This window comes from Chlorobaculum sp. MV4-Y, assembly GCF_025244685.1.
Classification (GTDB): Bacteria; Bacteroidota; Chlorobiia; order Chlorobiales; family Chlorobiaceae; genus Chlorobaculum.
Map to the genome: position 1 here is coordinate 1,015,292 of NZ_CP104202.1, position 15,701 is coordinate 1,030,992.

Consider the following 15,701-nt stretch of genomic DNA (forward strand, 5'->3'; position numbering starts at 1 on the left):
GATTCCCGTGTGATTCTTGGTTATTGCCAGTTCCGCATCATTTTTCGATCACCTCCCGGCAGACTCCGGCGATTTTTCGCGCCGCCGAGCGGTTCTGCAACGGAGTAAGGCGCTTGAGATAGCCGGGCTCCAGTCCGCAATATACCGGTTTGTTCAGCGCCGATCCTACAAAGATCGTCGAAGAAAACTGCGCGATCATCATCTGCGAATTGGCGATCATCTCCTCGGTCTTCCCTTCGGCATAGACGATGCTTCCCGGCGCGTGCAGCTCGATCTCCCTCGTTGCACGCACGGCGTTCTCGTTGGGATGAAGCTTGAAAAGCAGCTGCCGCCCGTCGGCCATCTGCAAGTACTTGCGGATATTGCGCTTGCGGTTCTCGTAGATGAAGGTCTCCCGGTTGTCGGAGGTACAGACCAGCACGTAGTCGCGGTGCTCAAAGTCGTTTTCAAGAAAGCGCTCGCAGTTATCGAAGTTGGGAATGCTGGTCACTTCGATCTTGGCGGGATTGACCCCTTTCTGCACGAACAGGTCGCGGTACCCTTCGCTGGCCACGCAGAATTTTTCGTAGGTGTCGGACAGGCCGGTGGCCGCGGTGCCCGCAATCCAGCGTGGCACCCAGCGAAAGTTGCGCGCGAGATGGAACAGAATCGTCTCCGGCTCGGTCATTCCCTCCTGAACCAGCACGATTTTCGTGTGTTTGATGTGTTTCGGCACAATAAGATCTGTGCAGGTCACTACCAGATCGTAACGGTGCAGGGTGCCACCAATATCAAGCTGAAGATTGTGCGAAGTGAGGTAGTCAATGGCTTTGCTGGCGCGCTTCTTGCCCATGATCGTGAATTCGAGCATGCCCATGTCTGAGGCCTTGCCAAGCAGTCCGTCGCTGAAAAAAGGGGTGAACCATTGATCGTACTCCCGGAGATGCTCCGCAATCTGGTGCATCTGGGTGGTCTGATTCATCGATCCGCAGACAAACAGTATCTTTTTCTTCATGCACTCTCTTCACTGGCTTGTTCGGCATCCTTAAGCTGAATGCCCTCCATAAACATCACACCGTAACCTATCGAATACCAGATCACCTCCTTGAAACGGCGCAGCATCACGAATGCTCCTCCATAGGCGAGGTAATCGGGTATGCCAAGCGCATGAAAAAAAGCAAGATACCCAAGATCCTGAATCCCCAGACCTGATGGAATGAAAAAAAAGATCGCCCTGAGAATGGTCAGGGCCGTGTCAAACGCCAGCACTTGAAAGAAGGTCACCTTGAGGCCGAGAATTTGTAATATAAGATAACTTTCCAACGCCAGCATCATCCAGGCCGCGACATAGATGACCATCACCGGCAAAAACGATTTCATGCCGTCCGACTTGACCCGCTGAAGCTTGTGGTCGGTCTCGGCGAACCCCGCCTCCTGTTTGAACAGCCACTGCCGGACTTTTTCAAACGGGATTTTCATGAGTATGCGATGCAGATTCTGAGCGGCGTTGCCGTTGGTCATCAGGATCAGAAACAGCATAAAGACCACTGCCATAACAAGGCTGACAAAGATCATGATGACGCCAAGTCCCTTAAATTCAACCACCTGCATCGACGCTGCCTGCAAAAAACCAAATCCGGCGAGCGCACCGAGAAGCGTGTAGATGCCTTGGGTTGAACCGAGGAGCAGCTTTCTCACAGAGACCGTAGCGAATCCGTCCGGAAGGGGAATGCTAAGAAATTTCCGGCAGAGCCAAGGGCGCAACGGCTCACCGACAGCCACGCCTGCCGGCAGAGTCATCGACACCGTTTCGGCAACCAGCTGGATTTTGAAAAGGCCGAAAAACGGCACCCGTCCGCTCTCTTTGAGAAACAGCCGTTGCCATGCCGCCGTTTCCAGAAGATGCAGGCCAAGGTAAGGCAGAAGAATCCAGAGCGAGGAGGGGCCGAGTGAAGCGATCAGCTTCATCGATCCAGCAAGATCAAGCTTGCTGAAAAGATAGGCGATGAGAACCAAGCCAAGCAGAAGCCCCGCATACCTTGACCAGGACGTTTTACCTTTATTGTGAGCCTGCATGCAATCGATTGGTGATGAAACCGTTGCGCGAGCAGCGTGACCATTCCAAAGCCTGACGCCCATCGGTTTTCGGGTGCATAAATCTTTTCAACACAAGCACTCCTGAACTCGGTGCCGCAAGCCTCGAATACAGGGGAAACGCTCGTCCTCCCGCACCATCCGGAACAGAAGCGTCCAAATATATCAAAAATAAGGAATTCCCGTGAACCCGCCTTTCTGGTGACTCACTCCGGAAGTGCGGAGCCGATTTCGATGCCGCAGCGCCGAATCGGGGGAGAACATGTATGAGAGAGCCAGACTACCGAAAGCGGCAATAAATTGTTGGAGAAAAGGACTCCGATTGTTACATAAGAGTATATTGATCACATTCAGAGCGTTCCTGTCACGTCGTCCATTGTTTGGACATCCCTGTTGACCGTTTGCGTCAGACCCGATTTCACGATTCTCATCACGTCATTCCGGAATCAAACTTTCGTTTATGGGACTCATCAATCCTGATTTCCAAACCTTGCCCGAACTGTTCGCCTCGGTGTTCAGCCATTTCAGGGGACAGCCCGACAAAGCGCCTATCGCAAGGAAAATCAATGGCGCTTACTCGCCAATCAGTTACGACTCGCTTGCGGAGGATTGCCGCCACTTTGCCGCTTATCTGAAAGAAAGGGGCATCGAGCCGGGCGACCGGGTGGCGATTCTCTCAGAGAACCGTCCTGGATGGTATCTGGCCGATATTGCTATTCTCTCGCTCGGGGCAACCGACGTACCACTCTACCCCTCCCTTCCACCGAACCAGATCGAGTATATCCTGAACAACTGCAGCGCAAAGGGCATCATCGTCTCAAACATGCTGCAGCTTGGCAAAATCCTCTCTATCTGGCCGAAGCTTCCGGAGCTGAACATGGTAATCGTCATGAACAAGCTCGAAGAGCCGATTGAGGATGTGATCGACCTGAGCCAGGCGAAAATCGAGGGAAAAAAAATCCTGGAGGCAAAACCGTGGCTGCTCGATGGCATCAAAACAAGTCCTGACGATGTGGCGACGCTCATCTACACATCGGGCACCACCGGCCTGCCGAAAGGGGTGATGCTCACCCACCGGAACCTCTGCGAGAACGTGAAATCGTGCTCGACGGTCATCCGGCTCGACGAAACCGACAGCAGCCTCTCCTTTTTGCCGCTCTCCCACGCCTATGAGCGTACCGGTGGATACTACCTCATGTTCGCCTGTGGCGCACGGATCAATCTCGCCGAAAGCATCGAAACCATCTCGCTCAACATCTCGGAGGCCAAACCCACCATCATCTTTACGGTGCCAAGACTCTTTGACCGCATGAAGACGAGCATTCTCAAATCGGTGACAAGTGAAGGCGGCATCAAGGAGAAAATCTTCTTCTGGGCGGTCAGTACCGGTGAAAAGTACCACAAGCAGCTCACAGCCGGAAAGGCGTCGCCACTGCTCGCCGTGCAGCACAACCTGGCCGACAAGCTGGTTTACAGCAAAATCCGCAAGAAATTCGGTGGACGGCTGCGCTACTTCGTCTCCGGCGGCGCGGCGCTGCCCCAGAAAACGGGCGAGTTTTTCCAGTCCATCGGCATCACGATTCTCGAAGGGTTCGGCCTGACCGAGACCTCGCCCGTCACCCACGTCAACCGCCCCGAAAAGGTCAAGTTCGGTACGGTCGGCCCACCGGTGAAAAATGTCGAGGTGAAGATCGCGCCGGATGGTGAGATCATGCTTAAAGGCCCCAACATCATGAAAGGATACTGGAAAGACGAGGCTGCAACCGCTGAGGTGCTCAAGGATGGCTGGTTCTACACGGGCGACATTGGTCTGGTCGATGCGCACGGCTACCTGAAAATCACCGACCGCAAGAAGCACATCATCGTGACCAGTGGCGGCAAAAATATCGCTCCCCTGCCGATCGAGAACCTCATCCTCGACAGCCCATACGTTGATCAGGCCATGATTGTGGGCGAAAAGCGACCGTTCCTCATTGCGCTCATCGTGCCTGATTTCCTCAAGCTCAGAGATTTCGCGGCGGAACACCAGATCAAAGTTTCAAGCACCAAAGAGCTGATCAACACCAAAGAGGTGGTTCAGGTGTACGAGAAGCTGCTGAAGAGCGTCTCCCGTCAGCTCGCCACCCATGAAAAGGTGCGAAAATTCCTGCTTGTCGAAGAACCCTTCTCGATTGAAAACGGCATGATGACCCCGACGCTCAAGCTCAAGCGCAAGGAAATCACCACAAAATTCAGCGCCGAAATCGATAACCTCTACAACGCGCTGAACATGGTCTACAACACCGAGTGAGTTCAGCGCCGCAGCACTCCGAGTTCGGTGTAAAGCACACCGAACAACTCGCCAAGATCCTTGATGGTGGTAACGTAGCCGGGCGTAATTTCAAACGGACGACCTCGCTGGGCGACTGGCAGAAAAAAGTTGAAATCGGAATCAAAGCGCAGCATCACCGTAATCGACCCGGCAGGATCAGTGGTACTCACCGCTTTTCGCCTGCAATCCGCAGCATCCGGCGGTCTCCGTACTCCTCGATCATCGACTCCATGACCATCGAATCGACAATGGAGCCGATGCCGTGCGGGCAATCAGCATATCGCTCCTCGACCGCCTCGCGGGAGAGTTCGCCCGCTGCGATCAGCTCGCGCAAAAGCGCCCCTCGATACCAGCGGCGCGAGCCCTTGAAACTGGACTGCTTCGTCAACGGGGCGATGCCGGTCTTTTTGCCGGTCAGCTCCATCGCGCCGTAATCCATCAGCGCATTGTGCCAGTCGCGGCTACGACCTTTCGGAAGCACCTCGTGAGCCACTTCGAGCAAAGCTTTCGGAGTAATTGATTCGGGAAGGTTGAGTTCGTGGATCAGCACGCGCCGGATGTTGGTATCGACCGCTGCAATGTCGAGGTTGTCGGCAAAGACAGGGATGGAGCGACTCGTATAGGCTCCAATGCCGGGCAGCTCGATGAGTTGCGCAGGCTCGACAGGCACCTCGCCACCGTACCGCTCGACGATCATCGCCGCCGCACGTTGCAGGCGCTGGCCGCGTCCGTTGTAGCCAAGACCACTCCACTCTTCGAGCACCTCCCGCAGCGAAGCGGAAGCGAGTGCACGCACATCAGGAAAGCGCCCGAACCAGCGAAGAAATCGCGGCGCGACCCGATCGGCCTGGGTCTGTTGCAGCATCACCTCGCTCACCATGACGGCATAACGGTCAGTGGTCAAACGCCAGGGAAAGCTCCGTCTGTTCTTTTCGTAATAATCGAAAATCTTCGCCTGAAAAGCCTCAACGAGAGCGGTATTCATCGTTTCGGGTAAACATCAGAAGGGAAAAAAGAGTCATCACTCTCCGTCCACAGCATCCTAAAGGTTTACTGGCGAACACAAAGCAAGAAAGCAGCGCCACCTTGATTTGGCAGCGCTGCTCTGCGTAAAAGCTGGAGACACTGAAGGTTATGCTTCGACGGAAGCTGACTTGCGCTCTTTGACCTTCAGCGCAGCCTTGCCGGTACGCTTGCGGAGGTAGAACAGTTTGGCTCTTCTTGCCTTGCCGCTCCTGACGACCGTGACGCTCTCGACGTTTGGCGAGTTGACCGGAATGATTCTCTCGACGCCGACGCCATGCGAAATCTTGCGGACGGTGATGGTCTTGGAAGCACCTGCGCCCTTGTCGCCGATCACGACGCCTTCGAAAGCCTGAAGGCGCTCTTTGTCGCCCTCGATAACCTTGAGCTGAATCCTGACGGTATCGCCAGGACGAACTTCGGGAATATCGCTCCTCTGCTGGGTTGCTTCGACCAACTGAATTAACTGATCCATGATGACACTGTTATCTTTATGTTGTCTTTACTCTTCTTCACTTTCTTTGCCGAGCATCTCCGGCCTGCGCTCAAGCGTGCGCTCACGCGCATTCTCCTGCCGCCAAAGCTCGATTTTTTCATGATGGCCTGAAAGGAGCACATCGGGCACCTTCATTCCGCGGAACTCCGCAGGGCGAGTGTACCATGCGCAGTCGAGCAGCTCACTCTGGAACGAATCGGTCAACGCCGATTCACCATCACCAAGCACGCCAGGAATGAGCCTGACGACCGCATCCATGACCATAAGCGCCGGAATTTCACCTCCGGAAAGCACCACATCGCCGACGGAAAGCTCCATGGTGACCAGCGTCCGGCGAATCCTTTCGTCCATGGCCTTGTAGTGGCCGCAGAGAATGACGAGATTCCCCTTTCGCGAAAGGCGGTTGGCCCGCTTCTGGTCGAAAGCCTGCCCGTCGGGCGTCATGAAGATCACCTCCTCATAACTCCTTTCAGCCTGCAACTTCTCGATACATGCGAAAACCGGCTCGGGACGAATCACCATTCCTGCGCCACCTCCGAACGGTGCATCATCCACCTGCTGGTACTTGCCCAGTCCGTAATCGTGCAGATTGTGCACATGGATCTCCGCAAGACCTTTCCGTCTTGCAATACCGAGCAATCCCTTTTCAAGAGGTGACGAAAAAAAATCCGGAATGACGGAAATGATATCTATCCGCATGGCTTCACACCTGAGTCGTTGCCTGTCAATCTTGTCAAGAACATCGCGCCACAACTTCAAAGAAGAAGCCGCAACGCAGTGACGTTACAAAAATTCTTTGAATCTGCGCAACGTCACGATCCCTTTTTGGAGATCGGTTTCAGTGATAAAATCCTCCACTGCCGGTATTAGCACTTTCCTGTTACCAGTATCGACTTCGTACACGTCGTGTGCGGGCATCTGCAACACATCGCTGACCTTGCCGACACGCCCCTCCGCTTCGTCGAACACCTCCAGACCGATCAGCTCATGAATGTATGCCCGGTCGTCCGGCATAGATTCCAAAGCATCCCTTGTCACGTAGAGTCCGCACCCGGCGAGGGCTTCCGCATCTTCGCGCGAGCCGGCGCCTTCGAGCACAAGCCAGGCAAAACCCTGATGAAAGCTGGCTGACTGCACCTTGCGAAGCACGACATCTTTCGGCGTTTTGCCGACATAATACTCCCGGCGCCTCAGAAAGCTCTCCGGAAAGTCGGTCACCGGCTTCACTTTGAGTTCGCCTTTTAACCCTTTGGGCTTCAGGACGACGCCTGTCAGAAACAGTTCCACTCAGGTTCAGCCGGTTCGGATTCCCTGTTATTCTCAGCCTTCGGCAGAACCGGCGGCTTCAGCAGCTTTCTTGGCCTGACGGCGGCGGAGTTTGGCGTTAAGACGCTTCTGACGGCGCTCGGCCTCTTTCTGCTGCCACGCTTCCATCTGGGCGGCAATATCACTCTCGCTGAGACCGCGACGCTTCAGGTTCATTTCGTGAAACAGACCGGTACCACGGATAAGGCTGTGGACGGTATCGGTCGGCTGAGCGCCAACGTTCAGCCAGTATGCCACGCGATCTTTTTCGATGGTCACGGTATGCGGCTTGGCGGTCGGGTTGTAGTGGCCGACCACTTCAAGAAACTTGCCATCTCTCGGCGCGCGCCCGTCGGCAGCAACGATCTGGTAGAACGGCATCTTTTTCCTTCCGGCTCTTTTCAATCTGATCTTAACCAATGCGTAATAAGTTTAATTTATGAGAGAGATTGTTCATTTATCGTTTCAGAAACTTGTCGAGTGCAAGGTTCTCCGTGGTGATCTTGCGGCCGGACTTGGCCAGGCGATTCACCGAGCGCATCATTTTCTTCATTTCGGCAAACTGTTTGAGCAGCATATTGACCTCTTGCACCCTCGTGCCGCTGCCAAGCGCGATACGCTGACGGCGACTGCCGTTGATGATTTCGGGGTGCTTGCGCTCCTGTTTGGTCATCGAGGAGATCATCGCCTCAATAGGCTTGAAGTTGATGTTTTCGAGATCCTGCTTTGGCACCATCTTGTTCAGCCCGGGCACCATTTCGATGAGCCCCTGGATCGAGCCCATCTTCTTGAGCTGCTGGAGCTGATCGAAAAAGTCGTCGAGGTCGAACTCGTTCTTCATGAGCTTCGACTGCATCGCCATTGTCTTTTCGAGGTCAAGCGCCTCCTGCGCCTTTTCGACGAAGCTGACGATATCGCCCATGCCGAGAATCCTCTGGGCCATGCGATCCGGGTAGAAAACGTCGAGATCATCGACCTTCTCGCCGACGCTCATGAACTTGATCGGCTTTTCGACCACCTGGCGAATCGACAGAGCTGCACCACCACGTGCATCGCCATCAAGCTTGGTAAGCACGACGCCGTCAAAATCAAGCCGATCGTTGAACGCCTTGGCGGTGTTAACCGCCTCCTGACCCATCATTGAATCGACAACGAACAAAAGCTCGTCAGGACTGAGGCGGTTTTTGAGTGCTTCAGCCTCGGCCATCATCGCTTCGTCGATCTGCAAACGACCGGCAGTATCAACGATCACAACATCTTTCGCCCCGGCTTTGGCAGCTTCGAGACCACCAAGCGCAGCCTTCATTGCGTCCTGCTCTTCGACCGAGAACACCGGCACATCGATCTGCTCGCCGAGCGTCTTGAGCTGCTCGACCGCCGCGGGACGGTACACGTCGGCTGCCACAAGAATCGGATTCTTGCCGTTCTTCTTGAGGCGCTTGGCCAGCTTTGCGCAGAAGGTGGTTTTACCGGAACCCTGGAGACCGGCAACCATCACGATGGCGGGAATTTTCTTCGGAGGCAGGTTCAGCGGCTGGTTCTCACCGCCCATGATCTCGGTCAGCTCGTCATTGACGATCTTGACGATCATCTGCGCCGGAGAGACACTCTTGATGACCGACTCACCCAACGACTTCTCCCTGATATCCTCGACCAGCTTTTTGGCAACCTTGTAGTTGACATCGGCGCTCAAGAGGGCGCGCTTGATGTCGCGCATCGCGATACCGATGTTGACTTCGTTGATCGTCGCCTGACCGGCGAGTTTTTTAAAGGTCAGCTCAAGTTTGTCACTGAGATTGTCGAACATATTGAACCTGTCACATAAATTCTAAAAATGGATAGCTTTAAATATAAAAATATTCTTGTAAAATAAAACCAAACGATGCGACCTTCACCGAACTATTTTCGCTTATATTAGTTAAGTCAATTTCAGAGCATAGCCTATGACCCCGGAAAAGATCGAACAGATATTTCAATCGTTCAAAGAGAAAAAGATCGCCGTTATCGGTGATGTAATGATCGACAAATATATCTTCGGCCACGTATCGCGAATTTCACCCGAATATCCGGTACCGGTGGTCGATGTCAACCGCGAGAGCAGCCGGCTGGGAGGCGCGGCCAACGTGGCGTTCAACATCCATGCGCTCGGTGCTGATGCGCTCCTGATTGGCGTTACCGGGGATGACGCGGAGCGTCGGAACCTCGCGAACCTTATGACAGAACATGGCCTCAATCCGGCTATGCTGGCCCCCGACAGCACCCGCCCGACAACCTGCAAAACCAGAATCCTTTCGCAGAACCACCACATCACGCGGGTTGACTACGAAAGCCGCACTCCGGTGGATGCTGAGCTGGAACAGGTGCTATTCGGCATGTTCATGGAGATCGCCGGATCGGTCGACGCCGTAGTACTCGAAGATTACAACAAGGGAGTGCTCACGCCGTCGCTGATCGCTTCTGTAATCACCGCCTGCCGTCAACGCAACACTCCAGTGCTGGTCGATCCAAAACTCAAGGGCTTCTTTTCCTACGGCGGGTGTTCAGTGTTTAAACCCAACCTCTCCGAACTCGCCGCCTCGCTTGGCATTCCGGTGACCAACGACGACCGTGAAGTAGAGCAAGCATGCCTCCTGCTCGGCGAAAAGCTCGATGTCGAGAGCCTCGTAGTAACACGAAGCGAAAAAGGCATGACCGTCTACAACGGCTCGTTCACCCACATCCCGGCCTTGTCACTCGATGTCGCGGACGTCTCTGGTGCGGGAGATACCGTGATCGGCACGCTCGCACTCGGGCTGGCTTCAGGCCTCGACCTGGTGACAAGTACAAGAATCGCCAATCTTGCGGCCAATACTGTCTGCCAAGAAGTCGGCGCCGTGCCGGTCAGACCGGACAAACTCCTCAGTGCTTGTCTGGCACATCTTCAATGATAGTGACGTGGTTATCCACCACTGACGGCCACGCCGGTTTGTAAGAAGGGTCCTGTGCCAAATTCCTCATCTTGAGCAATGAGTAGAACGGCACTTCGAAGAGAGCGGCGTTGCTAAGCGCGGGCGGAATGTCGCTGCCGGGATTGAGATGCATCACAAAAGTCACGTGCACCTTGCCGCTCGCCACCGGCATCAATATCCAGACCCCCCAGGCCTCGCGCACACGGTGAAAATCAGGCGTCGACGGAACATAATCGGGTATACCAGTCATAGTCAGAGCGAGCGCCCCCTCTTCAGATGCGTGCAGGGCTGTACGCACGATCATCTCCCTTTTCGGAATCGGCCAGGGAGTGTTAAGTACCTGGCGTACGACATAATCAAGGTCATCGCTCTTGTGCAACACCTCCATTTCAGAAAGCTGATGCACCCATTTCCCGTAATTGCCGAAATCGTGAAAAAGGCTGATCAGCTTTCTGAGAGGCGCATCGAACAAAGCCTCACCCTTGAAGCCCAGCACCTGGGAGCCACTGATTTTCGAGGAAAAAATTTTTATGTCTTTGTGATCAACACGAAATTCCCAGTTGCCCTCCAGGGCGCTTGCTACATCCATTGACTTGAACTTGTAATGATGATACTAAGAAACCTGGGGGTCTCTATTCTGTGATAAAATCGGTGTAGTTTCTGATAATATCATTCTTCGACTCCTTGAACGCCGCATCAACAGGCGTGCGGTATTTTTCGCGCTTGACAAAGTCGCGCATATTGTTCAGCGTGTGATACGGCGTATCAATCACTGCGATATTGGCCAGCCATGACGGGATCTCTCCGGCAGGCTCGATGTGCAGCCTGAAAACCACGCGGCAAGAATTTTCTGAAAGTGGCAGAATATTCCACGCCCCTTCGAGCTTGCGAACCCTGACGTACCGGTCATCTTCAGGGATAAAATCCGGCAGGCACTCGATCTTGATAAAGGCTTCGCCTGTTTCGGGATCCTTGTAAGCAGTCGATCGGCTGATGATCTCCCTGTCGCTCACCGGCCATGGCGCAGTTACGTGCTGAAGCACCACTCGTCCCTCATTGTCGTCGGCAAGCTCCTGAAGAATACGCATTTCGCTGGTTTTCCAGACCCAGTCGGGTGCGGACTCGATGTCATACAAGAGACTGAGCACGGAGTGCTGAGGAGCATCGATCGTAGCCACACCGACAAACGACAAAAAATCGGATGAAGGCACCGGACAGGTGAAAATCTTCAGCCAATCATTGCGAAACCTGAGCGTGCAAGTGTTACTGTTGATTTTTTCAAGTAATGACATAGTAAACCGGATTGTATGAAAAATTGGTTAAAGGCCAACATACTGTCTGGGAAACAGCTTTTACCTATTGACTCATGAAGCCTTCTTTTCGATGAAATGCCGCGCGACCTTCATAACAGGATCACCTTCACGCAATAACACCCTGATCTGCTCTTCAGTTCCAAACAGGTGCCTGGCAATTCTTGCCTTGAGCGCAAGAGCTATATCGGCCCGGTCACGATTGAACTCTGACTGGTCTAAAGTGAGCTTCGACTCCTCGCATCCCTTTTTGACCAGCGCTTCGAGATTGGCGGGAACATGATAGTTATCGAGGTATGCTGCCGCCGAGTGGCGAAACTTCTGGACCGGATCATCGGGAGCGTCAATCAGCTTCAGGGCAATATCCTCGATGACGCCCTTCGCGTAAAGCTCCTGGTACAGGTTGGAGTAGGGCTTGCCAAAAACCCAGTAATCGGGCATGATGCCGCCCGCTTTGGCCAGCATGGCGCGGAGACTGTCCGCCGAAGCGCTCTTCAACAAGGTTCCGGTGCTGTAAACCGAAATATCCTGCCCCTCCCGGTACAGAAGGCCGCCATACTTTTTCATAAAATTACCGGGCAGATTCCGGGTGAACATCTCCTTGTAATAGCGCTCACGCCCGGAGAAGCCCTCGTCATATTCGCGCTGAATCTGCCGTCCGGACGGGGTGTAGTATCTCGAAACGGTCAGCCTGACTACTGAGTTATCGGGCAACTTGAACTGTCGCTGCACCAGTCCCTTGCCGAAGGTCAGCTCGCCGATGAGCAGGGCGCGATGGTTGTCTTGCAGCGCCCCGGCAAGAATTTCGGCTGCCGACGCGCTCCCGCGATCAACCAGGAGGCAGAGCGGCCCTGTTTCAAAAACACCGCCGGAGGTCGAAGAGTACTTCATCTGGTCGTCACCGCCATGCCGACTTTTGGTATAGACAATGAGCTTGCCCGCCGGAAGCAGTTCGTCGGCGATGGTGACGGCCTGATCGAGATAGCCGCCAGGATTGCCCCGCACATCGATAATAAGCTGCCGCATTCCCTTGTCACGCAGCTTCTGCACCGCTTTATGAAACTCGCTTGCTGTCGTTTCGACAAACTGGCCAATCCGGATGTAGCCGGTATTGGCATCATCGAGAAACGCTGCGTCGATGCTCGTGGTCGAGATTTTGTCACGAGTGACCCGGAAATCGATCATCCGGCGGATCAGAGGCCGGTATATCCTGAGACTGACTCTGGTGCCGCGCTCGCCCCTGAGTTTGGAGAGAACAGCCGCGGGCTTGATGCCGATGACATTTTTCGAGTCGATCGAGACGATCCTGTCGCCGGGCATGATTCCGGCCGACTCGCTCGGCCCGCCCGCAAGCGGCGTAACCACCAGCAGGGTATCGCGCACGACATCGAATTCTATACCGATTCCCTCAAAATTGCCATTGAAATTTGACTGGGTGATTGCGGCTTTTTCCGGCTCGAGATAGATGGAGTGGGGATCGAGCGACTGCACCATGCCTCGAACTCCCGCGCTTTGCAGGCTATCGGCATTAACTGGATCAACATAATACGACCTGATTAGCCTGTAGGCATCAAGCATTTTCCCTTCAGTGCCACGACTATTAGTCCGCCATCCGATAAAATAACCGAATCCCCCGATGAGCAACATGATAATAACAGTGAAAATACGAGACATAGCGATCGATTCAGATTAACCGTTGGACAAGTGGCAGCTGTAGCTCAACACAACGCAAGTCATGCAAAAAAGCTCAAACAGACCGATAGCGAGACAGCAGCAGAGAACGCAAAGTCCGGGACCGGAATGCCTGCAAATAAACACTGCCAAAAAGCACCCGGCAAATTGGCGGATAGCAATAGCAACCGCATGTGTGTACATGTATTTCTAATTGTACCGAAGAGAAGGGGAATTCGCAACAACAACCCTCACCACCTAAAAATACCAACAGGTGTAACTTGCCACATTTCTCACTTTGACGCAAGAATAAAGAGATAAACAAAGAGGGCATCACGCAAGATTATCAGTCAATTAAACCAAAAAAATATTGTATATAAGTAAAATAATTTTAAACAAAAAAAAGAAAACAAAAACAAATAAAACAGAATCATGACAACAAATAAAAAACAAAAATAAAAATTATAAAAAACATAAAATAAACAAATAATTAAATAAAATTTTTATTTAATAAAAACACATAATTGTTTTTAAAAAAATTACTTATAAGCGTTTATATAAAAAATTTATTAATTAGTTTTATAAAAAAAATAAAACAATAATAGAAGCAAAATATTTTTTTATTTTTAACTTATTAAAAAAAAATTTCATAAAAATTACTAACAAAGCGTATTATAAGCACTCTTTTTACAATCACTTAAAAACAGTTAAAATAAAATTTAATCTCTTATTAATGGGCAATAAGCGATCAATTCAACCTCAACACTGGCATCAAGAGGAAGAGCAAGAACACCAACGGCGACCCTGACATGGCGACCCGATTCACCAAAAATTTCACAGACAAGTTCCGATGCTCCGTTGGCCACCTTGTGCTGATTCGTAAACCCTTCAGCACTCGAAACATAGATTGTCAGCTTCACGATTCTCGCCACGGTGTCAAGATTTCCGGTAACGGATCGGAGTACCGCAACCGCATTCAGCGCGGCCGTTCTGGCGGCCTTCGTCGCCTCCTGTTCGCACGCTTCGCTCACCCTTCCCTTTCCTCCTGGCTCCATCAGTTTGGCGCCAACCAGCGGTAATTGGCCTGAGGTGTAAATCAGATCACCAATTCGTATCGCTGGCTGGTAAAGTCCCGCTGGTGAAGGGATTTCCGGGAGAAGAATACCGGCGTTCTTCAGATTTTCTTCATTAGATATCATGACCTTTTTGTGTTTTTTGCTTGGTAAAAGAGCGGAAAATCCGAACAGCTCGGGATAGATTTTCCAGATTGTGATTCCTCTGGAAAATAGTTATCGTGCCTGAAATTGGATCTATGCCTGAAAAACACCCCTCACTCCCCCGGCTGATGATTGTCAGCAGTGGTGGCGAACATCTTTCTCAGAAAGGCCTTGTACTGGCACAGGCACAAGCTCTCGCCCGCTCTGCGCCGGTCATTTTCCAGATTCGGGAGAAAATGCTTGATTCTGCTTCTATTTGGCGCCTCTGCCGCCAAATAGCTCCGCTTGTCAATAATTCGGGGTCGATTCTCACCATCAACGAACGCTTCGACATCGCGCTTGCATCAAAGGCGGGCGGTGTTCATCTTCCCGAATCTTCATGCCCTGCCGATGTCGTCCGAAAAGCTGCACGAGAATTGCTTACCGGGCAAAGCGTACATAGCAAGGCGGCCGCATTGAAAGCCACTTCGACAGGCCTTGATTACCTCCTTTTCGGACCAGTATTCCATACGCCATCAAAAGAACCTTTCGGACCACCTCAGGGACTGGAACGTCTCCGGGAAATCTGCACGAAAGTACGCATACCTGTCTTCGCCGTCGGCGGCATCACGCCTGATAAAGTTCCGGCCTGCCTCGAATGCGGCGCGTGGGGCGTCGCCGCGCTCACCCCCTTTCTTGATGCTTCATCGATGCCGGAAACCATCAAACGCTTTTTCTCGTACATATCCATATGAGCCTGCCACGAAGACTTCTTTGCGTCATCACTGATGAACACTCCGATCCCATCGAACTTGCCCGCATGGCCCTCCGGGGCGGGGCAGGGATGGTACAATTGCGACGAAAAAAAGCCTCAGGCCGAGAACTTTACGAGAGGGCCTTGAGGATTCAGGAGCTGTGCCGTGAGCGGGAAGCGCTCTTCATCGTCAACGACCGGGTCGATATTGCCCTGGCGATGATGGCTGACGGCGTGCATCTCGGCCAACAGGATATGCCTGCGTCCGCCGCACGCGCCCTGCTCGGCCCTGACGCGATCATCGGCGTCTCGGTCTCCTGCGTCGCCGAGGCAGTCAATGCCGCGGAAGAGGGCGCGAACTACATCGGGGTAGGACACATCTTCCCGACCTACTCCAAAGACAAACCCTCCGAGCCGCTCGGCACAGCGGCAATACGCCCGATCCGCAATGCCGCGCAATTACCGGTCATCGCCATCGGCGGCATCGGGCACAACAACGCCGCCGAGGTCATCCGTGCCGGCGCATCAGGCATCGCCGTTATCTCCGCAGTTTCCGACAGCGACGACCCCGAGACCGCCACTCGCGAGCTGGTAAGAAGAATCAGGCAATGAAT

General features: G+C 53.2%; 17 protein-coding genes. 4 read left to right on the forward strand and 13 right to left on the reverse strand.

What is annotated here, in order from left to right; genetic code table 11:
- Window positions 1–37: 37 nt before the first annotated feature.
- Window positions 38–994 carry a hypothetical protein gene (locus NY406_RS04875; RefSeq protein WP_260633609.1) on the reverse strand — a complete coding sequence of 319 codons (957 nt, stop codon included), beginning with the start codon at window positions 992–994 and terminating at the stop codon, window positions 38–40.
- Window positions 991–2,055, reverse strand: coding sequence for a lysylphosphatidylglycerol synthase transmembrane domain-containing protein (locus NY406_RS04880; RefSeq protein ID WP_260633610.1), 1,065 nt, complete (start codon window positions 2,053–2,055; stop codon window positions 991–993). The genes NY406_RS04875 and NY406_RS04880 overlap by 4 nt, the downstream gene beginning before the upstream one ends.
- Window positions 2,056–2,533: 478 nt before the next feature.
- Here NY406_RS04880 and NY406_RS04885 point away from each other — a divergent pair, with 478 nt between their 5' ends.
- Entirely contained in the window at window positions 2,534–4,363 is a 1,830-nt protein-coding gene (locus NY406_RS04885; protein ID WP_260633611.1) for an AMP-dependent synthetase/ligase, read from the forward strand.
- A gap of 2 nt (window positions 4,364–4,365) precedes the next feature.
- Here the strand turns inward: NY406_RS04885 and NY406_RS04890 are convergent, their stop codons facing one another.
- From NY406_RS04890 to ffh, 7 genes are all read right to left on the reverse strand, one after another.
- Window positions 4,366–4,554, reverse strand: a complete 189-nt coding sequence (locus NY406_RS04890) for a hypothetical protein (RefSeq protein WP_260633612.1) — start codon at window positions 4,552–4,554, stop codon at window positions 4,366–4,368.
- Window positions 4,551–5,369 (reverse strand): Fe-S cluster assembly protein HesB, encoded by an 819-nt coding sequence (locus NY406_RS04895; protein WP_260633613.1) that lies wholly within the window; start codon window positions 5,367–5,369, stop codon window positions 4,551–4,553. Before NY406_RS04895 ends, NY406_RS04890 begins: the two co-directional genes overlap by 4 nt.
- Before the next feature lie 147 nt (window positions 5,370–5,516).
- A complete protein-coding gene (gene rplS / locus NY406_RS04900) occupies window positions 5,517–5,882 on the reverse strand; it encodes a 50S ribosomal protein L19 (RefSeq protein ID WP_260633614.1) in 366 nt (121 codons plus the stop codon).
- Window positions 5,883–5,909: 27 nt separating this feature from the next.
- Window positions 5,910–6,602: a tRNA (guanosine(37)-N1)-methyltransferase TrmD gene (gene trmD / locus NY406_RS04905; RefSeq protein WP_260633615.1), complete on the reverse strand. Its 693-nt coding sequence runs from the start codon at window positions 6,600–6,602 to the stop codon at window positions 5,910–5,912.
- Between the two features lie 84 nt (window positions 6,603–6,686).
- Window positions 6,687–7,190, reverse strand: coding sequence for a ribosome maturation factor RimM (rimM, locus tag NY406_RS04910; RefSeq protein WP_260633616.1), 504 nt, complete (start codon window positions 7,188–7,190; stop codon window positions 6,687–6,689).
- A 33-nt stretch (window positions 7,191–7,223) separates the two neighbouring features.
- Entirely contained in the window at window positions 7,224–7,628 is a 405-nt protein-coding gene (gene rpsP, locus NY406_RS04915) for a 30S ribosomal protein S16 (protein WP_260633617.1), read from the reverse strand.
- Window positions 7,629–7,665: 37 nt separating this feature from the next.
- Entirely contained in the window at window positions 7,666–9,015 is a 1,350-nt protein-coding gene (gene ffh, locus NY406_RS04920; RefSeq protein ID WP_260633618.1) for a signal recognition particle protein, read from the reverse strand.
- A gap of 136 nt (window positions 9,016–9,151) precedes the next feature.
- Between ffh and rfaE1 the strand changes: the two genes are divergently transcribed.
- Complete coding sequence (rfaE1, locus tag NY406_RS04925; RefSeq protein ID WP_260633619.1) at window positions 9,152–10,135, forward strand: D-glycero-beta-D-manno-heptose-7-phosphate kinase; 984 nt, start codon at window positions 9,152–9,154, stop codon at window positions 10,133–10,135.
- On the opposite strand, the gene NY406_RS04930 is transcribed toward rfaE1, so the two are convergent.
- From NY406_RS04930 to NY406_RS04945, 4 genes are all read right to left on the reverse strand, one after another.
- Entirely contained in the window at window positions 10,107–10,745 is a 639-nt protein-coding gene (locus NY406_RS04930; RefSeq protein WP_260633620.1) for an START domain-containing protein, read from the reverse strand. The genes rfaE1 and NY406_RS04930 overlap by 29 nt on opposite strands.
- Before the next feature lie 43 nt (window positions 10,746–10,788).
- Complete coding sequence (locus NY406_RS04935; RefSeq protein WP_260633621.1) at window positions 10,789–11,448, reverse strand: START domain-containing protein; 660 nt, start codon at window positions 11,446–11,448, stop codon at window positions 10,789–10,791.
- Between the two features lie 72 nt (window positions 11,449–11,520).
- Entirely contained in the window at window positions 11,521–13,044 is a 1,524-nt protein-coding gene (locus NY406_RS04940; protein ID WP_411267092.1) for a S41 family peptidase, read from the reverse strand.
- Window positions 13,045–13,856: 812 nt separating this feature from the next.
- The gene (locus NY406_RS04945; RefSeq protein ID WP_260633623.1) at window positions 13,857–14,336 is read right to left on the reverse strand and encodes a RidA family protein; all 480 of its coding nucleotides are present in this window, start codon (window positions 14,334–14,336) and stop codon (window positions 13,857–13,859) included.
- Between the two features lie 113 nt (window positions 14,337–14,449).
- On the opposite strand from NY406_RS04945, the gene NY406_RS04950 reads away from it, so the two are divergent.
- On the forward strand, window positions 14,450–15,088 hold the full coding sequence (locus NY406_RS04950; protein WP_260633624.1) for a thiamine phosphate synthase: 639 nt from the start codon (window positions 14,450–14,452) through the stop codon (window positions 15,086–15,088).
- The gene (gene thiE, locus NY406_RS04955) at window positions 15,085–15,699 is read left to right on the forward strand and encodes a thiamine phosphate synthase (protein ID WP_260633625.1); all 615 of its coding nucleotides are present in this window, start codon (window positions 15,085–15,087) and stop codon (window positions 15,697–15,699) included. Before NY406_RS04950 ends, thiE begins: the two co-directional genes overlap by 4 nt.
- The last annotated feature ends 2 nt before the right edge of the window (window positions 15,700–15,701 follow it).

Coding starts and splice junctions, on each gene's coding strand:
- NY406_RS04875 (WP_260633609.1), bottom strand. CDS start 994: ATGAAGAAAAAGATACTGTTTGTCTGCGGATCGATGAATCAGACCACC.
- NY406_RS04880 (WP_260633610.1), bottom strand. CDS start 2,055: ATGCAGGCTCACAATAAAGGTAAAACGTCCTGGTCAAGGTATGCGGGG.
- NY406_RS04885 (WP_260633611.1), top strand. CDS start 2,534: ATGGGACTCATCAATCCTGATTTCCAAACCTTGCCCGAACTGTTCGCC.
- NY406_RS04895 (WP_260633613.1), bottom strand. CDS start 5,369: ATGAATACCGCTCTCGTTGAGGCTTTTCAGGCGAAGATTTTCGATTAT.
- rplS (WP_260633614.1), bottom strand. CDS start 5,882: ATGGATCAGTTAATTCAGTTGGTCGAAGCAACCCAGCAGAGGAGCGAT.
- trmD (WP_260633615.1), bottom strand. CDS start 6,602: ATGCGGATAGATATCATTTCCGTCATTCCGGATTTTTTTTCGTCACCT.
- ffh (WP_260633618.1), bottom strand. CDS start 9,015: ATGTTCGACAATCTCAGTGACAAACTTGAGCTGACCTTTAAAAAACTC.
- rfaE1 (WP_260633619.1), top strand. CDS start 9,152: ATGACCCCGGAAAAGATCGAACAGATATTTCAATCGTTCAAAGAGAAA.
- NY406_RS04930 (WP_260633620.1), bottom strand. CDS start 10,745: ATGGATGTAGCAAGCGCCCTGGAGGGCAACTGGGAATTTCGTGTTGAT.
- NY406_RS04935 (WP_260633621.1), bottom strand. CDS start 11,448: ATGTCATTACTTGAAAAAATCAACAGTAACACTTGCACGCTCAGGTTT.
- NY406_RS04940 (WP_411267092.1), bottom strand. CDS start 13,044: ATGCTTGATGCCTACAGGCTAATCAGGTCGTATTATGTTGATCCAGTT.
- NY406_RS04945 (WP_260633623.1), bottom strand. CDS start 14,336: ATGATATCTAATGAAGAAAATCTGAAGAACGCCGGTATTCTTCTCCCG.
- NY406_RS04950 (WP_260633624.1), top strand. CDS start 14,450: ATGCCTGAAAAACACCCCTCACTCCCCCGGCTGATGATTGTCAGCAGT.
- thiE (WP_260633625.1), top strand. CDS start 15,085: ATGAGCCTGCCACGAAGACTTCTTTGCGTCATCACTGATGAACACTCC.